A 22,052-nucleotide genomic window follows, 5' to 3' on the forward strand; every position below is an offset into this window, starting at 1 on the left:
AACCCGTTTACCCTAGAAATGTCTTTTAGTCATCCTGGAACTGCAAGGAATGTAATTTTGCATAATGCCCTGCCAGAGCCAACAACTCTTTATGGCTGCCCTGCTCAACAATCCGCCCCTTATCCATAACAACTATTCGATCCGCATTTTCAATCGTTGATAAACGGTGGGCTATCACTATCGTAGTGCGCCCCTCCATAACTTTATCCAATGCTTGTTGAATACTACGCTCGGATTCGGTGTCCAAAGCAGAGGTTGCCTCATCCAAAACAAGAATAGGTGCGTCTTTTAATAACGCCCGAGCAATAGACAAACGCTGACGCTGACCACCCGATAAGCGAGTGCCGTCCTCACCAACCAACGTATCAATACCCTCAGGCAGGGCATCAATAAAATCCATAGCACTGGCATCAGCAGCCACCGCTAAAATAGTATCGTCATCTACTACTGCCAAATGACCATAGGCAATATTGCTGCCTATGGTGTCGTTAAACAAGGTAACTTGTTGGTTTACCAGGGAAATCTGACGACGCAGGCAGCCAATTTCAAAATCGCGCAATTCTACATTATCCAAGAGTATTTTGCCGCAGCTTACCTCATAGAAGCGCAGCAGCAAGCTGGCCAACGTTGATTTGCCACTACCAGAGCGACCCACCAATGCAACCGTCTCGCCAGGTTGGACAATTAAATTAATATCATGGAGCACCGGCTCATCAACACCGTATGCGAAACTTACATTCTGAAATTCAATCCGGCCATCTACCCTGTCTACAACTGTCGACCCGGTATTAGTTTCAGCCGGGGTATCCAGCAAGCCAAAAATAGAGTCTGCTGCTGCAATCCCACGTTGGATTATTGAATTCACGTCGCTTAATTGACGAACTGGCTTGGACACCATCCCCGCAGCAACAACATAAGCGACCAAATCTCCTGCAGTTACTGAGCTCTCCATGGCCATATACAGTACTAAATACATCAGCGCCGCCAAGGCCAGTGACAAAATTAACTGGAAGACCGGAGTTTGAACTGCTTGCACCCGACCAAATTTGATACCCTCACCGGTGTTTTTATCACTCGCTTGAAAAAATCGTCGATGCTCGTACTCTTCTCCTCCATAACTACGAACAACGCGATACCCCTGTATCGCCTCGTTAGATATATGGGTGACCTTACCCATTGAAGCCTGCATTTTGCCACTGATGCGGCGGAAGATTTTACTGGTATACACTACCAGCCCAGCCAAAACCGGAGTGATCAATAGAAACAAGAGGGTCAGCTGCCAATTCTGATATAACAGATAGACCAATAATGCGACAACAGTAAGCCCCTCACGAAACAATACTTTAATAGCGTTGGTCGCCGCATTCGTAACCTGGTTGACGTTATACGTAATCATCGACACCAGCTCACCAGAATTACGCTGATCATGATAAGCACTTGGCAACACCAACATATGGTCAAACATCTGTTTACGGAGATCATTGACTATATTGAGCGCAACTTTGGTCATATAGTAGTTACCGCAAAAAAAACCTAACCCCCTCACCACGGCGATTACCATTACCGCGGCAGGGACAACGGTGATCATTTTGGCGTCCTTGGCGCCCAAGCCATCGACAAAATATTTCATCAAGTGTGCTAGCGCCGTTTGGGTCCCAGCGTAGGCAACAAACCCCAATAGACTTACCAGAAAGAAATGCCAATAGCGGACACTATAGGTAAGCAAGCGCCGATATACTTTCCAGCCGGTATTAGCTGAAGCGGCTGCTTGAGATAGATGTGAATTCATATGGTACGACCAGTGTTCTCTTTTCTCTGGTATTACGGATAAATTGGCCGAGAGTATACCTGAAAAAGCGAGATAATGGCGCTTGTATCACGCAGACTCCAGCGTACCTAACAACTCTCCAGCGTAAAAATATTCAAGTCTTCAAGTTACGAATTAGCTCATGCTACTATATGCTCTCACTCACACAGCCAAACTTACAAAACGCTATTGACTCAGCAGCAAGAGCCGTATAAATAATGACCAACCCGTTAAACAAGCTATTTCTGAATGAAAATTATCAGATATCCTTTTCAGCTATAGTCATTCTTAACCTCCTACTTTCTGCCTGGTTAATCGCTATCACACCTACCATCAATAATGATGGCATCTTATATCTAATTACCGCCCAAAATTATTTATCCGAAGGACTGAGTAGCGCCTTTGCGAGCTACTCGTGGCCTTTTTACTCCATCTGCTTTGCTATTATCAGCGATATAAGCGGCCTACCATTACTGTTTAGCGCTCAACTAATAACCACCCTGGGCTTTACTCTGTTGAGCTACGCTTTTGTCAGGCTGGTAGCAGCCATGGGGGGCAATCAACGCACACAATACATCGCGCTATTCGTCATCCTCTTTCAGCCCCTTTATGCTAACTACCGCGCCACTTTAATGCGTGATCCCATTTTTTTAGGCTTCATGTTACTGTCACTGGTTGAGCTTATTCGCTACCACTCAAACCCCACGTTTAAAACTATCATCAAATGGGCAAGCTATTCCGCGTTATCATTTCTCGCACGCCCTGAAGCCATTATTATTAGCGCATTAACACCACTCAGCATGCTTCTTTGTACAAATAAAACGCTGCAAAAAAATCTTGTTGGCTGTTTACACTTCTATGCAACCCCATTACTCATTCTATTTTTCATTAGTGTTACAGCACTAGCTCTATCTCCTGATATATTAAACCAGACAAAACCATTCCAGGATGCCGAATCCTATATCAAGCTATTAACATCACTGCACTCCGAAGTTACAAACATCGCTAAAATAGTAGCGGATACTGCACTGATCCATTCAGCAAAAGATGATGCCGTATCATTAACTTACATTATGCTTTCCAGCATTTCGCTGATAAACATCCTTAGTGTATTAACACCGATTTATACTGCGCTGCTAATCTACGCTATGTTCTTCGTAGATGACGCCATAACGATATCAAAGCCTGCGAAGTGGGTTATTATTAATGCACTTTTAATCACACTCTTTTATCTATTGGTTTTTACATTATCTCGCCGCTTCTCACTAGAGCGATATAGCTTTCACTCTGCTGTTTTTCTACTTTTATTCATTCCTTTCATTGTAAATCATTTACTTCTTCAGCATGGCAAAAAAGTAAAGATAGCTATTTACATCATTGCTGCCTGTTACTTTTTGGACACAATTCATAATACCAATTATAAAAAAACCTATATCAAAGACGCGGCGCAATGGATACAACACAACAATCCGGATAACTTGCCTATTATTACCAATGTTTCGCATATTGCTTATTTTGGCAACCCCGAAAAAGCAAATAATAGAGGCGCCTCAGAATCCAGCATGACTATACTTAAAGGTAAGCTTAAGAAAGATTACATTTATGCGGTTGAAGCAAAAGGCAATCTCAGCCAACTAGAAAAGCTGGCAGAGCGTAGAAACGTAAAGAAACTACAAGTAATAAAATCTGGAACAAAGAAATCGGTACTGATTTTTAAACTGAAAAATAAGGATATAAAAGAAAAGATTAAGGGCACCCCAAACTCTTGACCTTATAATCCTGAAAATATCGCCTTGGAGTTTATTTGGATAAATTAGGCGACCCTAAACTATCTGGATCTTTACCCACTAATCTTGCACGTGTTTTCTGATAAATAGGTGCGACCAGAGCCTGATTGAAGCTCGACATTTGACGCTGATATGCCTTTAAAAAACGCACTCTATCGGTATTGGTCAAATCGATATCGGCTAGCATTCCAATTTGTACTAGATTTTTAATCAATAGCTTTTTCGGTATTTTTCTATATTGCTTATTGCGTTCATTATCAATGAAATGAAAAGCGATTGAGCAACCATCCCTCTCAATCAATACATTATTCGGCCGCAAGTCACCATGGACAATCCCCGCTTGATGCAAGCGCCCCACTTCAGCGCCCAAGCTACTGATTATTTCTCTTTTTTCCTTCAATAAAGCAGGTGTTGATACCCCTCGAAAATAGCTCGCCAAATAACTACCCACACCAACACCATCAACAGCCTGGGTAACCATGAATTCACGCCCACCCGACAAGCTACCCCAACAAAGCACTTCTGGTGATTGGAAATTATTATCCTTTAACACGTTAAGTTGCTTAATTGCCCGTTCACAACGACTCCCTCGAAACCATGCCTTTGGCGTTTCCATGTAGTTGCGAGGCAGGAATTGTTTATAAAAAACATTATTACTGCCTTGGCTATGAGCCACCCTGGCAAATACTGAACAGTTAACCCACTGCCAGCCGGCTGGCAAAGCATCTTCATTGAGCTCTGCAATATCCTTTTCCATCGATGAGCGATCATTTACTGAGTTACTCAACCACTTAATCATTCCAGTGATCCATTTGATAATAGATATGTTGCCCAGCCCACGTCATCAACAGTATCAATATCCAGCGAGCGATTTTTAGGCATTATGTATGCGGTGGTGTCTTCAGGGAAAAAACTCTTTTGTTGCATAAAAGTCTGCGTATTAATAACATAAACTGCACCATTCAATTCAAAACTTTGTGGACAGTCCTGTCTGCGCGAATACTGTTCTTCCTGCTTAATAACGGGAACAAGCTTGTTATCCGCTAACTGATAGATCCAATACGGTGGTTTTTCACACTCGACGACACTTACACACGCCGAAACACTACTTTCATCACAACAAGCAATTGTATTATCGATATCTTCTGTACTACGAAAAATCGAGGTTGGTTGCAGCAATACAATGTAATCAAATTTTTCAGCGAGTGATTTAATAGCGTGATTCACTACCTCAACCGAACTGGCGCTATCCGTTGACAATTCATCCGGTCGCTTAAACGGCACATCGCAGCCATAGGCTTTAGCAACAGCAATAATCTCTTCACAATCAGATGACAAAATAATTTTATCGATATATATAGACGCTTTTGCAGCCTCTATTGCCCAAGCAATTAGTGGCTTATCATTAAACTTTAGGATATTTTTTTTCGGCACACCTTTACTGCCACCGCGAGCAGGAATAATAGCCAATATACTTTTACCGTTAATCATTCAAAGCCTTTAATAAAATCTTTTTGCGCACGCTCAAAATCATTCATCTTGCCAATGTCCAACCAGTATTCATGAATAGGAAACTGCGCCACAAACTCACCCTTATCTATTTGCTTTTCAAGCAGAGTGGGCATATCTATAATTTGATTTTCTTCGACTTCATCAATCAGTTCACGATTAATAATATAAATACCGGCATTCACAAAAAATTTATAGCTGGGCTTTTCAACCATCGCCGTAATTTTATGTCCACTCCCCTCTACTACGCCATAAGGAACTTGATACTCATATTCCCGTACACACATCGTAGCCACTGCTTTCAGTTCCTGGTGATAATTAAGCAACTGCACATAATCAACTTTGGTCAACAAATCACCGTTCATCATTACAATTGGCAGGTTGGGTAATGACTTGGGCAATAAGCCTAGCGCACCACCTGTACCAAGAGGGCATCTTCATAAACATAAGAAATACTAACACCCCACTTAGAGCCATCACCAAAGTATGCCTTAATCATTTCTGGCATATAGTGCGTGGAAATATAAAAATTGTGGAAACCCGCATCAACAAAGCTCAGCAGTATTGTTTCCAGTATTGGGCGATCACCCACCCGTAATAATGGCTTGGGACAGTCATCTGTTAACGGTCGCAAGCGAGTGCCAAAACCACCAGCCATCAAAAAAACGGGGTTATCGAAACGCGGACGCGCTATTAACTCTTGTAAGGTTTCAAGCCCCACCAGCCTACTCTGGTCCACCACTGGAACCGAGAGCAGTTTTTTCTTCTCCATCAACTGCAACACTTGCGCCCGGCTTGTTCCAAGCTCGACAGTCGTTGGGGTGGTATTCATAATCTCTGTGACAGGAGCACTTAAGGGCAATTGATTAATTAACCCTCTGCGCACATCTCCATCTGTTATAGTCCCTAATAAGTTTTGCTGCTCACTGACAACCAATGCAATTCTCAAAGCTTCCTGATCGATAACTTTAATAGCATGCTCAATACTTGAGTCCGGGGTCAGTAAAGTTTGTCGCCAATCATGACTCATTATCAGCACCTATTTGTTTTACGCTACCACGCGCAGGATAAAGGATAGCCCGCGCTGCTAAATTTTTAGTTAACACCGCACCCGCACCGACGATAGCCTCATCACCAATAGCTACACCTTGAATAATGGTCGCGCCAGGCCCGATATGTACTTGATTTCCACTTGTTACACCACCGCACAAAACAGCCCCGGGAGCGACATGGCAGTGCTCGCCAATGACACTGTCATGATCAATGCAGACCCTGGTATTAATGATTGAATTTTGTCCTATATACGCATTGGCTTGAACCACTGCCGCCGCCATTATTTGTACGCCAGCAGTAATATGCGCTCGGGGCGAAACCACCGCAGATGGATGGATAACCGAGCAAAATGAATATCCCAAATCGACAAAACGCTGATATATTTGTCGTCGCTGATTTTTTCCGGGCATGGAGCCAATACCATTCACTAGTTCAACTTCATCTTTTTCATACCCAAGTACACAATCATCTCCACCTAAAACAATAAGCCCCGCAGGGCCCGCTTCACCTTGCATTAAGCCAACATCGGCAATACCCAAAAGCGCGCGCCCTTGTTGCTGCAAAATATCAATCAAAACTGATGCGTGTCCGCCGCCGCCAAGAACGATTATCGGTTTAGCTTCTGGCTTAGTCACTGATTAGCTCCCCGGCTTTACACGCTTTTTTTGCAGGCCCGCCCAGTAACTTCCAATAATTTATTGGCGCCAAACCACCTCCCGGTCGCTTAATGGCCAAATTGTCTGCAGTATAAATATCCCCAACACAAATATTCTTCGCAGCTACCAAACTTTTACGAGCTACATTCATGTTTTCTATCTCAGAGGGCCTGGGCCCCTTAATACCGTCACCGAGGGCTTGCTCAACAACGCGTATTGATCGCTGCATATCCTTTAGCTCATCTGGCTCCAATGAGGATTGATGATCTGGCCCTGCCATCGTTTTATCAAGCGTGAAATGTTTTTCTATCACTTTCGCGCCGCGGGCAACGGCAGCCACAGCAACACAGATACCCTGGCTATGATCAGAGTAACCCACAGGCAAATCAAAAGCCTGCGAAAGGGTGTCCATCGCTTTAAGATTAATATCCTCAGGAGGCGCAGGGTATTCGGTCGTACAATGTAATAATGTCACTCGCTCTCGCAAACATTTTCTCCCGGCAGCGGAATAATACGCTTGAGAAAAACACTCCGCAGTTAATTTTTCACCCTCCACTTGTTCCGGGTTTAACATCCCAAAGGCGATAACACCCAGCGCTAATTCAATATCAGCCAAAGTAGCCATACCTGTTGATAGAATTAACGAGCAACCGGTGCGCGCATGTGCTAATACCAATGGCGCATTAGTTAATTCACCCGAGGGAATCTTTAACTGTTTTAGCTTTAATTCTTCAGATAAAAACGTCAAGCTTTCAAAATCAAACGCTGTTGATAAAAAGTCTATCCCTTTATTATGGCAGTACTCAATAAGCTGATGATGTACTTCATAACTCAATTCCAAGCGCTGCAACATTTGTAGCTGGCTCTCGTCTGTACCAGTATTGGCTTTTTGATAGCCGGCTTTTTCTGCCGTATGAGATACCAAATTTGACGCTTTGAACGTCTGAAACTTTACCGCATCAACACCAGCATCGACAGCTACATCTATCAGCTTAAAGGCTAGATCAGCATCCCCATTATGATTAACCCCTGCTTCCGCAATTATATAAACCGCGCTCATACATCCACCTTCGCGTCTAAATCATAAAAAGGTTTTCTGATCAGTGATGGAAAATCAAGTCCTTCAAAAATAGCAAGAATAGTTTCCGCAGCACAGCCATCGCCATAGGGATTAACCACTCCTTGAATGCTCTCTTTAAACTCTCTGGATAAAGCTTTATCGATTCCCGTAATTATTGATGACTTGGATAAGCCGCAATTTATCACGGAGGCAGCCTGCACTCGACCTTTCTGCCTATCACCTATATTCACTGTAGGTACAGCAAATGAAGGCACCTCCAACAAGCCACTGGAAGAGTTACCAATCACACAATCAATATAGGGCAATACCCCCAGGTAATTCATAAAACCCAGGGACTGCGTCAATAAAACCCTTCCTTTGTTTCTTTCAGCATAGACATTCAATTGCTCAATTAAACGCCGTCCGTCCGCATCGGAGTTAGGATAAGTAATAATAATTTTGGCATTTGGGTAGTTATCCAAGGCCAGGAAAAAATCACTCAAATCAAAATCCATAGCATCAACGGATAATGTGACCGGATGATAGGTCACTAAAAAATTGACTTCACCTAAAACAAAATCAATACTTCTCTCGATATCTGCTTTATCCCGTAACGGCATCCTTTTTATATTATCAATCCCCGGGGCACCGCTTACAAAAACCCTGCTCGGCTGCTCACCCATTTGAATAACTCGCTGTCGAAACTCCTGTGTCGCTACAAAGTGAATATTTGCCATTTTGCTAATGGCATGCCGAATAGACTCATCAACAGCCCCTTCCGTTATTTCTCCACCATGTATGTGTGCCAGTGGTATTCTGGCAATCATTGCACACTGGGCCACAGCCAACATCTCAAACCTGTCACCTAGCACTACCACAGCATCCGGCTTTAAGCGCTCAAAAGCATCAGCAAAGCCTAACACCGCAAGCCCAATAGATTTACTGATGGCCACCGCCGTATCACCCGACACTAGCATTTCAACTTTTTCATTGATATGAAAGCCATTCGCTTCAATTTCACGATAGGTAAGGCCAAACTCCGGTGATAAATGCGTAGCGGTAGCAACAATTTGCAGTTCAAATTTCCCGGACTCTTCTAGTCCTTTCATCAGGCCATACAACAGCCCATACTCTGCTCGCGTACCGGTAACCACACAAATTTTAGGTATAGACATATATACTTATCCTTGCCATTCCAGCAATAACTTTACGCGGGAGAAATCACACCACTAGGTAAATTTACAACCCTCGCCTCTAACCACTCAGCATTACCAAGATCACCGCTTTCACAAGCCTTGAACATCGGCAGGCGATTCATTAGCCCCCAAATTGGCCTTGTCATTACACCAAGCGCATTGGTTTGTTCAATAAATTCATCCCGCTTAGCTTCATTAACCACTATCGCATTCAACCAGTAATTTGCCTTAGTGCCAGCTCTTTCTACAACAAAGCTCTCTTCACGGCTTTCAAAAAACGTCTTGTATTGCTCAGCAATAGAACGCTTTATTGCCAAGAATCCATCTAATTGCTCCATCTGAGCACAGCCCAAAGCGGCATTTAAATTTGGCATCCGGTAGTTATAAGCCACTTCATCATGTACATATTTATATGGGTGACTCAACTTTGCTGTAGTCGTAATATGTTTAGCCCGTTTTGCAAGTGCTTCATTATCGGTAACTAGCATACCACCGCCCCCCGTAGTAATTGTTTTATTACCATTAAAGCTAAATGCCGCTAATTCAGAAAAAGCCCCGGTATGCTTATCGCCTACAAAACTACCCAGAGACTCAGCAGCATCTTCCACTACAACCACTCCGTACTGATCGCAAACCGTTTTTATTTTTTCTATTCTCGCCGGATGACCAAAAGTATGCATTGGCACACAGGCCTTTATTCTTCGGCCAGTCCTTCGATTAAAACACTCGTTACCACGAATCTCTGCGTTAGCCGCCAGCCACTCAGCCAACTTATCAGCTGACAAGCCCATACTATCCCGATCAACATCTATAAAGACCGGAATAGCACCACAATAACTAATAGCATTACAGGTGGCCACAAACGTTAGAGGCTGAGTAATAACCTCATCATTGGCGACCACTTCAGCCATCAACAAACAGACATGCAAAGCTGCGGTACCGTTGACAGTCGCCACCGCATATTTCCCACCAACATAGTCCGCAAACATTTTCTCAAAGCGGTCTACAAACTCGCCAACACTTGAAACAAATGTTGAATCAATTGTTTCAAGCACATATTTTTTTTCATTTCCTGAAAATACAGGCTCATGTAACGGCAAAAAGTTATTGGTTTTATATAAGCTATGCACAAACGCCGACACGTCTTTAGACATTGTATAAATCTACCTTGTACTTGGCTAAGTTCTCCGGCTGAACAAACCAGTCAATCGTTTTTTTCAAGCCGTCTTCTATAGAGTTCTGAGGTTTAAATCCGGTCATTTCCTGAATTTTGGAATTGTCACACCAAAGTCGAAACACCTCTGATTTACCCGGGCGGATACGATCTTCATCAGTAATAAATTTGACATCGCTCGCCATAATTTTTTTGATCAAATTAAGCGTGTCACCCACAGTGATCTCAAAATTTGATCCAATATTGATAGTTTTTCCAATAGCACTTTCAGCATTAGCTAATTCTATGAAGCCCCGACAGGTATCTTCAACGTAGTTGAAATCACGCGTCGGACTGACATCGCCTAATTCTATTTCTTTTTTTCCATTTGCTATTTGCGTAATAATTGTCGGAATAACTGCTCGCGCTGACTGCCGTGGCCCATAAGTATTAAAGGGCCGAGCAATGGTTAACGGTAAATCAAAAGCATTAAAAAAGCTCATCGCCATCGCATCCGCACCAATTTTTGACGCGCTATAAGGTGATTGCGGTTGTAAAGGGTGCTCTTCATTAATTGGCACATATTGAGCCGTACCATACACCTCGCTTGTGGATGTATGAATAACTCGGCTGACACCATTATCAAGCGCCGCCTGACAAATATTTAAAGTCCCAATCACATTGGTCGACACATAACTTTCCGGCGCAACATAGGAGTACGGTATAGCGATCAATGCGGCCAAGTGATAAACAATATCTACACCTTTGGTAATATGCTTGCAGTAATGCGGATCCCGGACATCGCCTGTTAGCACTTCAATATCGGCGAGACACGACACATCCTCAAGCCAACCCCAATTATTGAACGAATTATATTGAGAAAGCGCTTTAACCTTATGCCCTCGAGCAACTAACATTTCAACTAAATGCGAACCAATAAACCCGTCCGCCCCAGTGACTAACACAACACTATTGCTCATAAACCCACCATAAAATTAAAAATATTACTTTGTAGCCAAACTTAGATATCAATCATATTAACACCAACACCCTCAAAGCCTGAGCGTAATTGTGTCAGTTCATCCTCATCTACATTCACCAGGTTCATACCTACCGCATAGGTTTGACAATGATCTCCCAGAATAATCTGGCTGGTAAAAAGACCGGTACTAAAACTTGATATAACGGTTTTAAACGCCCGGTTTAATAACATTAACTCCAATGGCTCTGCGACCTTTATCAACTCAAACCCTGGTTGAAAGAAACACATTGAACCATCTTCTCTTGGATGGGGAAGAAAATACACCTTCCCACAACCTCGTTCTTTTAAAAGCTGACTAATGCGTAGGTTAATTTTTTCAACCTGATCCGGTGTCAACCTTTGACGCATATAAACCGGCTGACCTACGATTAGCGCATCATTGCTTTCAGCTCCAGCTCCCGAGTCCCGTCTAAAACTGGAAATATCAATAAACTCAGCTTTTGGGTGATCCAGGACATGGCCAGGAAAAGTATAGATTCTTTTAACCACATCGGTATCAGCACCATAGCGCTCACCTGAGAATTCAAAATATTCCAACTTCGGAAACAATGTCCTCACCAGAATATTATTCTTACTCTTAATCTTTTTCAGCTCTTTAGGCGTCAATATTCCACGGTAAAAACTGGAGGCTCCATGGGGAATAATACATACTCCAACATTGAATTCCCCGTATCTTTTCTGCAAATACCGTATCGAATAATTGCTGTTATTATTCTTTAGTCGGGACAAATATATTTCTATATCTTTAATTTCATCACCAACAATCTTGATAGAACTCTCAATCTCAGATAAGTGAGAAAGCGCCACTCGCTGCCCGGAAAATAGGCCCTTGATATCTGTTAAAGCTAAATATTTTTTTTGCGACCATCCGCCCCATAGATATGAGCCGAGCAACCTTTCCTTATAGGCAAACAACAAACACGTCGCATCATCATTGAAAGAACCTGCAATCATATCGGCAACGACTCGTTCTAATTCTGTCTTAACAAAAAACAAGCGCACAAGTTGGGCGTTATTTTCATCCATAAGTTTACGACCTCTTACCAGGCTTACTTTGAAATCCCCCTGAATCCACTTGCGGATTAGCTAACATAAATCCTTCACCATAGGATTTATTATGCCTACTCTTTATTTTCGCATAATAACGACTCATACCAGCCTTAACCTCATCAACTGTACGCCCCACTTTATTTGCATAAAGGCTTACGACTAAATCGGTAAGCTCCGCGGCTAAACCCGCTTCTTCGCAATCAATGACAAAGCGCGCAACATCCCGATAAAAATTAGAGCTATTTACCCGCTGCTTTCTAGCCCCGTCAATATCCACCAACAGGACATCTTGCCCCACGTGATCATATAAAATATTGGCCCACTTAAAATCACCATGCAGAACACCTGCTGTCATATGAAGTCCAGCCAAGAGAGACGCCAGCTTTTCAGCCAAGTTAGCTTTTTTAAACTCCTCATTAAGTGTGGAGCCAATTAAGTAGCGTAAATCCCGGCCACCTGCTTCATAAGCATTGATGGTATATAAACACGATGCGCTCCAATCAAACACCACACAATAAAGTTTGGGTACGCGAACATCTGCAGCGGCCATTGCGTTCGCAGCCGCCAACATCTTGTTGTATTTATGCCCGCCAAGCCGATATAAAATTGCCGATATAATTGATTTAAACTGATAACACTTTATAAAAAATTGGCTTCCACCTATCTCGGCCTTTCGCGCATCAACCTTACCGTCATCCTTAATCACACAGGCCTCACTCCACACCTTATGCAAAAACTCAGCCCCCTGCGCTGATAGCAAGCCCGCTAACGGCTCTGACTGATGAATAACACGTATATTCAACATTAATCTGTCAACCACCAATCCGAGCATGGCGATTCTTTACCATGATCTTTTTGATAGAGCTTTAATGCCACGCTATTAACTTTTTTCCAAAATTCAGTATCTAGCTGACGTAGGTTGCCATCGCCGTATATCTTCATAAATCGCAAGCAATCTCTCTTCGTTAAACCAATATTCATGGCCGAAAAATACAAACCGGCGATATCTTTTATCGCCCAACGCTCAGGCACTTCTCGCCTCATTTGTGCACGATGCAAATCAATCAAATAACACCTGGGGTTATCTGGCTCCGCTGCATTGTTTTTTTCAAGTAAAAAATGGCAAATATAATAATCGCGATGATTAATACCTGCCTTATGCATTGTCCTGCTTACGCTCGCCAACAATCTAACAAGGGCAATTCTATGTTTATATTCAGGAGGGGCTTCCTGCCACGCCGCGCAGTAATCTTCCAAACTAATGGTATTATTTAAATCATCAGTAAGAATAAATGACAACTGTTTAGCTGGATTCCAGCCACGTTTACCGAATGCGGCAGTGGTGAGCGTCGACACCCCTAAATCGGTTAATTTTTTTGCCGCCAAGTACTCATTACTCGCGCCAATAACCGGTAACCGAAACTGTACTATATTTTTAAATATCTCATTCCAACCTATTCCTGTGTGAACTTTTAAAAAATAGCTACGTCCAGCAATAGTAACCTGCGAGGTAGTTCGCCCCTCTTTATTGCGATAAATATCACCCTTAATTTTCTGCACTTCGCAAAATGGGTCTTTACCTTGCCAGAGTCGTTTAAACTCATCTCGCAAAAAAAGTTTCAACGCTCATCCCCCGATTGATGTAAGCGATTAAAACAACGCTCCACACAATCAATACCCGTAGCATGCATGCTGTATAGATCGGCATTTTTAGCATAGCTCAAAGCATTTTTACGCCAACGCCCCATTAGCTCATCATTGTAGATAGCTAACAACTGCTGATTTAAATTTTGTTGCGAGAAAGGAGTTGATAAAACAACCCCACAGTCAGCCTTATCAATATGTGGGGCATAACCGCAGACGTCCGTCACCAATACTGGCAAACCTGCCACTACCGCCTCTAACAAGACAATTCCTGCGGCTTCGTCTAGTGCCGGATGTACCAGGATATCAGCGGCCAACAGGAACCGCGGCACATCATCGCGACCGTTAAAAAATTTAACTTTATCTGCGACATTTAATTTTTTAGCCAACGCCCGATAATTTTTTTCTTTATCCTGACCAAGAATATAGAGCTGCGTTTTTGCTAGTTTTTCAGCAGGTAGTGATGCCAAACTTTTAATGACTCTATCCAGCCCTTTTTTAATAAAGCCAGAGCCAATAAACAACATCAACTTATCATCATCGTCCAAGTTAAACTCGCAACGAAAATCGGCGCGTATCTCGGTCGAGTTATCCGGCGCACACCGGTCACGGCTAATTCCCGGTGGCAACATAAACATTCGATCCGGCTCAGTATCGTAATGTTCGATAAATTTATTTTTCTCTGTTTCAGAAATCAATAAAATATCGGTTTTTTGTCCGCGATTAAATATAGACTGCTCAGCCTTTGAAAAATGACGGTAACGCGCGCCTAGCCGATACAACCAACTTCGATTTTTTTGCGCTTTATCTTCATAACATGAATCGGCGGCATAGTAGACATCCAAGCCCGGCATTTTATTAAAACCAAACACCACATCAACAGGGTCGCGCTTAATATCATCGTTAGCATAAGCTGCAAATTTTTCATTGCGACGATGATTACTTAATGCCTTAATCGGAACAAAACGGACATCCACGCCATCCGGAATTTGACCCTGCCACTTGATACAGTAAACCCGACACTGATGGCCTCGCGCTATAGCCTCTTGCAAAAAGCGCATAAAATCCCGCTCCAGGCCACCGTAAGGGAAATATTTAAACAAGCAAAAAGCTAGCTGCATTGAATCGCCTATTAGCTCAGCACAAGGAATCTAAAGATTGAATCACCTGCTCAGGTTTTAATTCACGTAAACATTTCATCGCATTTTCGGTTAAAGGGCACTCTCGCTTAAAGCATGGACCGCAATCTACTGACAACTGCACAACGGCTACATTATCGCCCAAAGGGGGAGTAAATTCAGGCGAGGTTGAGCCATAAACAACCACCATTGGCCGCTGCAATGCTGCGGCCACATGCATCAAACCGGAATCATTACTCACCACTGCAGCAGCCATGGATAAAATATCGACTGCTTCTGATAGTGCCGTTTGTCCCGCTAAATTTATACACGCTGGCCGCTGCTCCAAAGGCAGCGCCGCTTTAATACTTTCTGCCACAGCGTGGTCATTCGCTGAGCCAAATATTGCCACCTGCCAACCACGCTGAATGTAGGTTGCAGCGACGGCAGCATAATGCGCCTCCGGCCAGCGTTTGGCTGGACCAAATTCAGCGCCGGGACATAAAGCAAGAAAAGGTTGATCTGATCCCAGTTTATTGGCCTGCAGTAATTGCGGGACGTTGTCCTGATTAACAACTAATTTTGGATAGGGTAATTGCTTAGGCAATTCAGCCCCTGGCGGATAGGCCAATGCAACAAAGCGCTGCACCATTAATGGGTAATTTCTTTTGATCAACAAACGGATGTCATTAAGTAAAAAATAGCGCATTTCGCCACGCCAGCCGGTGCGTTCGGGGATTTCGGCAAACATTGGCACCAATGCAGACTTTAATGAATTCGGCAGTACAATGGATTGATCATAGCGCTCGCGCTGCAAGGTTTTACCCAGTTGCATGCGCATCCCTAATTGCAACTTGCCGTGCCCCACAGGCATAGCAATACCGGCTCTCACTTCTGGCATGCGCTCCAGAATAGGTAAACTCCAGGCAGGGGCTAATACATCAATAATACAATCAGGATTTTTTTGTTTAAGCACAATAAATAGGGACTGTGCCATCACCATATCGCCGACCCAGGACGGGCCGACGATAAGAATTTTTTTTGCAGCTAAGGCCATTAGATAGCCAGACTACTTCGCTACCGGCGCCAACCAGTCAAGATGATTGTCATCACGACCTTTTACCGCATTAAAGTACATTGTTTGTAATTTTTCAGTCAGAGGACCACGGTCCCCGGAACCTATTTTACGGCCGTCCAACTCACGGATTGGTAACACTTCCGCAGCGGTGCCCGTGAAGAATGCTTCATCGGCAACGTAGACTTCATCGCGAGTAATCCGCTTTTCCCGAATGCTATAACCCAGTTCGGCCGCCAGCGCAAAAATCGTGGCGCGAGTAATACCATCAAGACAACTGGTTAACTCAGGGGTGTACATAATGTTATCGCGCACCATAAAAAAGTTTTCACCACTGCCTTCAGCCACGTAACCCTCATTATCTAACAGCAGGGCTTCATCGCAACCACAATCCAAAGCTTCCTTTAAGGCCAGCATGGAATTCATATAGTTACCATTGGCCTTGGCTTTACACATGGTGATGTTGACATGATGACGGGTGTACGACGAGGTGCGCACTTTAATACCGTGCTCTTTCGCGTCGGGCGACATATAAGACGGCCATTCCCACGCGGCAACGATCACATGCACTTTCAAATTATCAGCCCGCAAACCCATACCTTCCGAACCATAAAAACACATGGGGCGCAGGTAGGCTTCCTTTAAATTATTTTCGCGCACGACTGCTTTTTGCGCTTCGATTATCTGTTGATGATTAAACGGCATATCCATCATCAAAATATGGGCGCTGCGGAACAAGCGACTGGTATGCTCTTCTAATTTAAAAATACAGGTGCCGTTTTTTTCAGTTTCGTAGGCTCGCACCCCTTCAAAAACGCCCATGCCATAATGCAAGGTGTGGGTGAGTACATGGGTCTGCGCATCGCGCCAGGGAACCATTTCACCGTCGTACCAAATAAGACCATCACGGTCGGCCATGGACATATCAAACTCCTCAATCTTCTCTAACACTGTTAATTAGTGCCGACAGCCAGGCTATCAGTACATTAAATCTAACCACTTACTTATTACCGCACTGCGATGTTGCTCGAATTCAGCCAGCGGCACTTCGCAGGGCCGTTGTAATAAGCTCAACCGATGCACATGAGCGCGGTAGGCCTTATACGCATCTATTAATGCCTCTGTTTCAGCTGCATTGAATAGCCCTGCGCTATTGAGGGCTTCCAGTATTCGGATGTTATCCGTGTAGACCGCCAAAGCTGGGTATTGGTGTGACCAAGCAAGAACCGCGTATTGCACCATAAATTCGATGTCAACGATAGCTCCCGTTCCATGTTTAAGGTGAAAAATTGGTGGCTCTGCCAGCTCCAAATCTTTCGGCAATAGGTGATCGCGCATTTTTTGGCGCATCGTCACTACTTCTGCCTTCAACGCCACCTCGTCACGGGGCTGGCACAGCAAATCACAACGCAGTCTTTGAAAAGACTCAGCCAAGGCAACATCACCAGCCACGACTCTGGCGCGCACTAACGCCTGCTGCTCCCAGGTCCACGCTTGGGTGCGCTGATAATTTTCAAACGCCTGTAAAGAGGACACTAACAAACCGGAATTTCCCGACGGGCGCAGCCGCATATCGACTTCGTAGAGCATCCCCGAAGGGGTTTGTGCGGTCAGAATATGGATCATGCGCTGCCCAAGCCGGGCGAAAAACATGCCGTTGTCGACGGAGCGCGCGCCATCGGTAGCCAGGTTAGCGCCAGCATTATGGATGAACACCAAATCCAGATCGGAGCCATGGCCTAGCTCGATGCCGCCCATTTTACCGTAGCCCAGCACAATAAAATCTTTATCACAGGGCACGCCGGCGGTTTTTTGCGGAAAGCCATGACGACTGGTTAAATCCTGCCACGCAAGCTCCAACACCCGCTCCAGAATCACCTCGGCAATGATCGTTAGGTAATCACTGACTTTCATCAACGGCAGCTTGGCGGTCACTTCAGCGGCTGAAACATGTAATTGATGCGCCATTTTAAAATAGCGCAAGCCCTCCATCTGCGCTTCCAAATCGTCTGCCGGTAAGCGCAACATCTCCTGATAAAGTTGATCACGTAACGCCTGCTTATCTGGCACTTGATATAAGGTGCGGGTATCCAACAGTTCGTCCAATAACACCGGGTGCTTGGCTAACTGCGTAGCAATCCAGGGACTAGCAGCACAGAGAATAATCAGCTGTCGCAATGCACCGGGGTTCTCGACCAACAACAATAAATAGGCCGTGCGGCGCAGCACAGCTTCTATTAATGGCAGGATCCGCAACAACGCCGCTGAGGGCATGGCGCTCGTTACCTCACTATCGGTTAAGGCCTGCAATAGCATCGGTATCAAGTCATCCAGTCGCTCGCGCGCCACTGCCTGCATCCGCACCACCGCGGGTTGTTGGCGTATATGTTGTAACCGTTTAAGCACATCATCTGCCGCTTCGTGCCCGCCAGCCTCTAGAGTTTCAATCGCATCCGCTGACTCCAGCTCCCCCAACCACAATGCCTGCCACTTGCCGTTAGACTTATCAGCCGCCTCTTGCTCATCCTCGGCAGCGATTAATTGCCGAAAATGAAAATCCACTTGATCCCGATGCTGCTGTAATGCCGCGGAAAAATCCTGCCAGCAGGTATAACCCATCACCCAGGCTAAAATAGATTGCGGCAAAGATTCACTAGGTAGCTCTTGAGTTTGCTGATCTCTATACACTTGAATCGCATGCTCGGTATTACGCAAAAAAACATACGCTTGCTGTAACTCTTTAATAGCCTCAGCAGGCATATAGTTTTCTGCCGCTAAGGTATCCAGCACTTTTTGTACTCGTCGCTGCTGCAAGGCAATCTCACGACCGCCCCGAATTAACTGGAAGCACTGGGCGATAAATTCTATTTCCCGAATACCCCCGCCCCCAGCTTGACATCATTGTGCAAATGCCTGCGCTGTACTTCCTTGCGAATCATTTTTTTCATTGAACGCAAAGAATCTACAGCAGAAAAATCTATATAACGTCGGTAGGTGAAAGGCCGCAGCAAGGCCATTAGCTTTTCACCCTGATCAGTTTCGCCAGCTACCACTCGTGCCTTGATCATTGCATAGCGTTCCCAGTCTCGACCCTGGTCTTGATAATATTCCTCCAGCGCCGAAAAGCTCAATACTAACGCTCCGCTTTCTCCGTAAGGGCGTAAACGCATATCAACACGAAAGACAAAACCGTCGGCAGTTTGTTGATCAATTGATTGAATTAATTTTCGCGCCAACCGGGTAAAAAACTCACTATTGGTTAACGGTTTTTCAACGCCCTGTGTTTCACCACTGTGGGGATAACAAAAAATTAAATCAATGTCAGAGGACAGGTTTAATTCCCAGGCGCCCAACTTTCCCATCCCCAATACCAACAATTTTTGCTCGCGAACCTGACCGCTTTTTTTCGCGGTAGGGGTACCATAGCGCTGACATAATTGTTGATGATGAAAATCCAGCGCCTGTTGAATACTGGCTTCTGCTAGTGAAGAGATATCTTTGGTGGTTTCTTCCAGTGACGCCAGTCGATTAAGGTCTCGCCAAATAACACGTAACTGTTCCCGGTTGCGGTGGTGTCGCAACACCTGATCCAATTGCTCGGCGGTTTCTACATTGACCAGAAGTTCAGCCAGTTGCGAATGGATTGTGCTCTCATTATAGATTTGGTGTAGCTGCTGTGACTCCACCAGCTGTTTGAACATTGCCGGCTGACGTATACACAAATCAGCGGCAAACTGGCTACCTAACCAAGTGCGGCAAAGTTGATCAGCAAATATTTTTTCTTGCAAACATTGTGTCAGCCAGTCGGCATAATCTGCATTTCGCTCAATAAATTGCTGCCGATATTTTTCTAGCTCAGCGGTCTGCTGGACAGTCATAGTAGTTGGCGAAAGCAGCAACATAGATAGCTTCTTTATTATCATTTGTCTTTTGAGCAATAGCGCTGGACTTAACGCTGAGTGGGTGACACTCGCAATACTTCAGCCATAGTAGTTTCACCCGCGGCTATTTTCTGCGCGCCGGATAAACGCAGCGAGTGCATGCCTTCTTTCATCGCCTGGCGCCGCACCAATTCAATATTGAGCTGATCATTGACTTGATCCTGCACGGTTTCTGACATCACTAAAATTTCATAAATTCCCTGACGCCCGTAGTAACCTGTGTTGCGACATTCCAAACAACCAACCGGCTTATACACAGTTTTTGGCATCGCTACCTTCCATGGTAAGGTCAGCGTTTGCCAATCACTTTCACTAATAGTATCGGGCTGTTTACAGTGAGGGCATAAAGTTCTCACTAAACGCTGCGCCATTACCCCCAGCACTGTGGCTTTGAGTAAATAGGATGGAACACCTAATTCTAACAACCGCGTTATGGCGCTAGGTGAATCATTGGTGTGCAAGGTGGATAACACCAGATGACCTGTGAGCGCAGCCTGAATGGCCATCTCTGCTGTTTCCAAATCACGAATCTCGCCGATCATAATAATATCCGGGTCCTGTCGCATCAGCGCGCGCACACCACTGGCAAAATCCAGGTCGATATTATGTTGTACCTGCATTTGATTAAAACTGTCTTCCATCATTTCAATCGGGTCTTCGATGGTGCAAACATTGACTTCGGTGGTGGCCAATTGTTTTAAGCTGGAATACAAGGTGGTGGTTTTCCCTGAACCGGTTGGCCCGGTCACCAACACAATACCGTGTGGTTTTTCGATCATATTTTGCCAGCGACTATAGTCTTCGTTAGCCAAACCCAATTGTTCGAAACTGCGCAATAGCACGTCGGGGTCAAAAATCCGCATCACTAATTTTTCACCGAAGGCTGTAGGCATGGTGGACAAACGCAATTCGATTTCATTGCCTTCCGGGCTGACGGTTTTTAAACGGCCATCCTGTGGTCGGCGTTTTTCCGCCACATTTAACCGACCTAAAATTTTTAGCCGACTGGTTATTGCCACTGCCACCTGAGCGGGAAATTCATTAACGTTGTACAGCACGCCATCAATACGAAAACGCACATTACCCACTTCACGACGCGGTTCAATATGAATATCACTGGCCCGCTGATCAAAAGCGTATTGTAAAATCCAATCCACAATATTAACGATGTGCTGATCATTGGCATCGGGTCCTTCATATCCCCCAGTTCTAACAACTGCTCAAAGTTCGCCACTCCCGCTGTTGCCTGACCACTGGCTCCAGAGGCACCGCGCACGGATTTAGCCAGCGAATAAAATTCGACGGTATAACGCTGCAAGTCAGCGGGGTCGATCAACACCCGTTTAATGGGGCGCCGCAGAACATGTTCAAGATTACTTTGCCAGCTATCCAGATATGGTTCAGCGCTGGCGATGGTCACCTCATCTACAGAAACTTGCACCGCCAGAATGTTATGCCGCTTGGCAAACTCAAAAGACATCACTTCTGTGATTGCAGGCACATTGACCTTGAGGGGATCGAGATGGAACAGCGCTTGTCCACTCTGCTCAGACAGCCACTGCATCAGCACATCTATATCCAAGCGCGCGCCAGCACGCTTAATATCGGGCAAACTCTTCTCAGCGATATACGTCAGAGGATGCTGCATGGCCTCTTCCTTGCTGCGTGAGCTGTTCAGTAGCTGGGCGTGATCGGCGCTGCTAACACGCTGGTCTTTGAGCAAATCATCCATCAAATTGCGCAAATCCAATGTGCGCCCCGCCCTGCTAACTACTGCTGTACTTGTTTCCACCTGAGCTCCCGAATTGACGACACTGGTCATCTTTTATTCACTATTTACTGGTTGAGTGTAGCATTATCGGTGGTAAGTATGGCCTAGTCTCAAGCTCTTGCCAGCCGCCTACCGCCTGACTTTACTGTCTATATATCGCTCAGTAACGCTGCTACCCTGAAGCAAATGC

At 44.8% G+C, this 22,052-nt stretch carries 19 protein-coding genes and 1 pseudogene; 1 reads left to right on the plus strand and 19 read right to left on the minus strand.

Annotation, left to right across the window (positions count from 1 at the left end):
* Positions 1 to 25: 25 nt before the first annotated feature.
* Positions 26 to 1,789, minus strand: a complete 1,764-nt coding sequence (msbA, locus tag UNITIG_RS11145; protein WP_101758449.1) for a lipid A export permease/ATP-binding protein MsbA — start codon at positions 1,787 to 1,789, stop codon at positions 26 to 28.
* A 236-nt stretch (positions 1,790 to 2,025) separates the two neighbouring features.
* Between msbA and UNITIG_RS11150 the strand changes: the two genes are divergently transcribed.
* On the plus strand, positions 2,026 to 3,576 hold the full coding sequence (locus UNITIG_RS11150; protein WP_101758450.1) for a hypothetical protein: 1,551 nt from the start codon (positions 2,026 to 2,028) through the stop codon (positions 3,574 to 3,576).
* A gap of 31 nt (positions 3,577 to 3,607) precedes the next feature.
* Here UNITIG_RS11150 and UNITIG_RS11155 read toward each other — a convergent pair whose 3' ends face one another.
* The 18 genes and pseudogenes from UNITIG_RS11155 to UNITIG_RS11230 form a co-directional block, all read right to left on the minus strand.
* Positions 3,608 to 4,393: a lipopolysaccharide kinase InaA family protein gene (locus UNITIG_RS11155; protein WP_101758451.1), complete on the minus strand. Its 786-nt coding sequence runs from the start codon at positions 4,391 to 4,393 to the stop codon at positions 3,608 to 3,610.
* Positions 4,390 to 5,085 carry a cytidylyltransferase domain-containing protein gene (locus tag UNITIG_RS11160; RefSeq protein ID WP_101758452.1) on the minus strand — a complete coding sequence of 232 codons (696 nt, stop codon included), beginning with the start codon at positions 5,083 to 5,085 and terminating at the stop codon, positions 4,390 to 4,392. Before UNITIG_RS11160 ends, UNITIG_RS11155 begins: the two co-directional genes overlap by 4 nt.
* Positions 5,082 to 5,504, minus strand: coding sequence for a sugar phosphate nucleotidyltransferase (locus tag UNITIG_RS25085; RefSeq protein ID WP_200821275.1), 423 nt, complete (start codon positions 5,502 to 5,504; stop codon positions 5,082 to 5,084). The genes UNITIG_RS11160 and UNITIG_RS25085 overlap by 4 nt, the downstream gene beginning before the upstream one ends.
* Before the next feature lie 5 nt (positions 5,505 to 5,509).
* Positions 5,510 to 6,133 carry a sugar phosphate nucleotidyltransferase gene (locus UNITIG_RS25090; protein WP_200821276.1) on the minus strand — a complete coding sequence of 208 codons (624 nt, stop codon included), beginning with the start codon at positions 6,131 to 6,133 and terminating at the stop codon, positions 5,510 to 5,512.
* Complete coding sequence (locus UNITIG_RS11170; protein WP_101758453.1) at positions 6,123 to 6,791, minus strand: acetyltransferase; 669 nt, start codon at positions 6,789 to 6,791, stop codon at positions 6,123 to 6,125. Before UNITIG_RS11170 ends, UNITIG_RS25090 begins: the two co-directional genes overlap by 11 nt.
* The gene (neuB, locus tag UNITIG_RS11175; RefSeq protein ID WP_101758454.1) at positions 6,784 to 7,872 is read right to left on the minus strand and encodes an N-acetylneuraminate synthase; all 1,089 of its coding nucleotides are present in this window, start codon (positions 7,870 to 7,872) and stop codon (positions 6,784 to 6,786) included. Before neuB ends, UNITIG_RS11170 begins: the two co-directional genes overlap by 8 nt.
* Entirely contained in the window at positions 7,869 to 9,047 is a 1,179-nt protein-coding gene (gene neuC, locus UNITIG_RS11180; RefSeq protein WP_101758455.1) for a UDP-N-acetylglucosamine 2-epimerase, read from the minus strand. The genes neuB and neuC overlap by 4 nt, the downstream gene beginning before the upstream one ends.
* 32 nt (positions 9,048 to 9,079) lie before the next feature.
* A complete protein-coding gene (locus UNITIG_RS11185; protein ID WP_101758456.1) occupies positions 9,080 to 10,222 on the minus strand; it encodes a LegC family aminotransferase in 1,143 nt (380 codons plus the stop codon).
* The gene (locus tag UNITIG_RS11190; protein WP_101758457.1) at positions 10,215 to 11,201 is read right to left on the minus strand and encodes an NAD-dependent 4,6-dehydratase LegB; all 987 of its coding nucleotides are present in this window, start codon (positions 11,199 to 11,201) and stop codon (positions 10,215 to 10,217) included. Before UNITIG_RS11190 ends, UNITIG_RS11185 begins: the two co-directional genes overlap by 8 nt.
* Before the next feature lie 41 nt (positions 11,202 to 11,242).
* The gene (locus UNITIG_RS11195) at positions 11,243 to 12,289 is read right to left on the minus strand and encodes a polysialyltransferase family glycosyltransferase (RefSeq protein WP_101758458.1); all 1,047 of its coding nucleotides are present in this window, start codon (positions 12,287 to 12,289) and stop codon (positions 11,243 to 11,245) included.
* A 4-nt stretch (positions 12,290 to 12,293) separates the two neighbouring features.
* Positions 12,294 to 13,118: a hypothetical protein gene (locus UNITIG_RS11200; RefSeq protein WP_101758459.1), complete on the minus strand. Its 825-nt coding sequence runs from the start codon at positions 13,116 to 13,118 to the stop codon at positions 12,294 to 12,296.
* A complete protein-coding gene (gene rfaP / locus UNITIG_RS11205; protein ID WP_101758460.1) occupies positions 13,118 to 13,936 on the minus strand; it encodes a lipopolysaccharide core heptose(I) kinase RfaP in 819 nt (272 codons plus the stop codon). Before rfaP ends, UNITIG_RS11200 begins: the two co-directional genes overlap by 1 nt.
* Entirely contained in the window at positions 13,933 to 15,078 is a 1,146-nt protein-coding gene (locus UNITIG_RS11210) for a glycosyltransferase family 4 protein (protein ID WP_101758461.1), read from the minus strand. The genes rfaP and UNITIG_RS11210 overlap by 4 nt, the downstream gene beginning before the upstream one ends.
* Before the next feature lie 16 nt (positions 15,079 to 15,094).
* Positions 15,095 to 16,132: a lipopolysaccharide heptosyltransferase II gene (gene waaF / locus UNITIG_RS11215; protein ID WP_101758462.1), complete on the minus strand. Its 1,038-nt coding sequence runs from the start codon at positions 16,130 to 16,132 to the stop codon at positions 15,095 to 15,097.
* A 12-nt stretch (positions 16,133 to 16,144) separates the two neighbouring features.
* Positions 16,145 to 17,074 (minus strand): branched-chain amino acid transaminase, encoded by a 930-nt coding sequence (locus UNITIG_RS11220; RefSeq protein ID WP_101758463.1) that lies wholly within the window; start codon positions 17,072 to 17,074, stop codon positions 16,145 to 16,147.
* Positions 17,075 to 17,128: 54 nt separating this feature from the next.
* Positions 17,129 to 19,027 carry a bifunctional [glutamate--ammonia ligase]-adenylyl-L-tyrosine phosphorylase/[glutamate--ammonia-ligase] adenylyltransferase gene (gene glnE / locus UNITIG_RS24290; protein WP_369809195.1) on the minus strand — a complete coding sequence of 633 codons (1,899 nt, stop codon included), beginning with the start codon at positions 19,025 to 19,027 and terminating at the stop codon, positions 17,129 to 17,131.
* Entirely contained in the window at positions 19,015 to 20,052 is a 1,038-nt protein-coding gene (locus UNITIG_RS24295; RefSeq protein ID WP_235015356.1) for a hypothetical protein, read from the minus strand. The genes glnE and UNITIG_RS24295 overlap by 13 nt, the downstream gene beginning before the upstream one ends.
* A 47-nt stretch (positions 20,053 to 20,099) precedes the next feature.
* A pseudogene (locus UNITIG_RS11230) lies at positions 20,100 to 21,823 on the minus strand (GspE/PulE family protein).
* Between the last annotated feature and the right edge of the window lie 229 nt (positions 21,824 to 22,052).

It is taken from the genome of Oceanicoccus sp. KOV_DT_Chl (assembly GCF_900120175.1).
GTDB lineage: Bacteria > Pseudomonadota > Gammaproteobacteria > Pseudomonadales > Dasaniaceae > Oceanicoccus.

Bases quoted from the DNA above. Each gene is read 5' to 3' on its own strand.
- UNITIG_RS11150 (WP_101758450.1), top strand. From the start codon at position 2,026: ATGACCAACCCGTTAAACAAGCTATTTCTGAATGAAAATTATCAGATA.
- UNITIG_RS11185 (WP_101758456.1), bottom strand. From the start codon at position 10,222: ATGTCTAAAGACGTGTCGGCGTTTGTGCATAGCTTATATAAAACCAAT.
- msbA (WP_101758449.1), bottom strand. From the start codon at position 1,789: ATGAATTCACATCTATCTCAAGCAGCCGCTTCAGCTAATACCGGCTGG.
- waaF (WP_101758462.1), bottom strand. From the start codon at position 16,132: ATGGCCTTAGCTGCAAAAAAAATTCTTATCGTCGGCCCGTCCTGGGTC.
- UNITIG_RS11155 (WP_101758451.1), bottom strand. From the start codon at position 4,393: ATGATTAAGTGGTTGAGTAACTCAGTAAATGATCGCTCATCGATGGAA.
- UNITIG_RS11160 (WP_101758452.1), bottom strand. From the start codon at position 5,085: ATGATTAACGGTAAAAGTATATTGGCTATTATTCCTGCTCGCGGTGGC.
- UNITIG_RS11190 (WP_101758457.1), bottom strand. From the start codon at position 11,201: ATGAGCAATAGTGTTGTGTTAGTCACTGGGGCGGACGGGTTTATTGGT.
- UNITIG_RS11200 (WP_101758459.1), bottom strand. From the start codon at position 13,118: ATGTTGAATATACGTGTTATTCATCAGTCAGAGCCGTTAGCGGGCTTG.
- UNITIG_RS11210 (WP_101758461.1), bottom strand. From the start codon at position 15,078: ATGCAGCTAGCTTTTTGCTTGTTTAAATATTTCCCTTACGGTGGCCTG.
- UNITIG_RS11220 (WP_101758463.1), bottom strand. From the start codon at position 17,074: ATGTCCATGGCCGACCGTGATGGTCTTATTTGGTACGACGGTGAAATG.
- neuB (WP_101758454.1), bottom strand. From the start codon at position 7,872: ATGAGCGCGGTTTATATAATTGCGGAAGCAGGGGTTAATCATAATGGG.
- UNITIG_RS11195 (WP_101758458.1), bottom strand. From the start codon at position 12,289: ATGGATGAAAATAACGCCCAACTTGTGCGCTTGTTTTTTGTTAAGACA.
- neuC (WP_101758455.1), bottom strand. From the start codon at position 9,047: ATGTCTATACCTAAAATTTGTGTGGTTACCGGTACGCGAGCAGAGTAT.
- UNITIG_RS25090 (WP_200821276.1), bottom strand. From the start codon at position 6,133: ATGAGTCATGATTGGCGACAAACTTTACTGACCCCGGACTCAAGTATT.
- UNITIG_RS24295 (WP_235015356.1), bottom strand. From the start codon at position 20,052: ATGTTGCTGCTTTCGCCAACTACTATGACTGTCCAGCAGACCGCTGAG.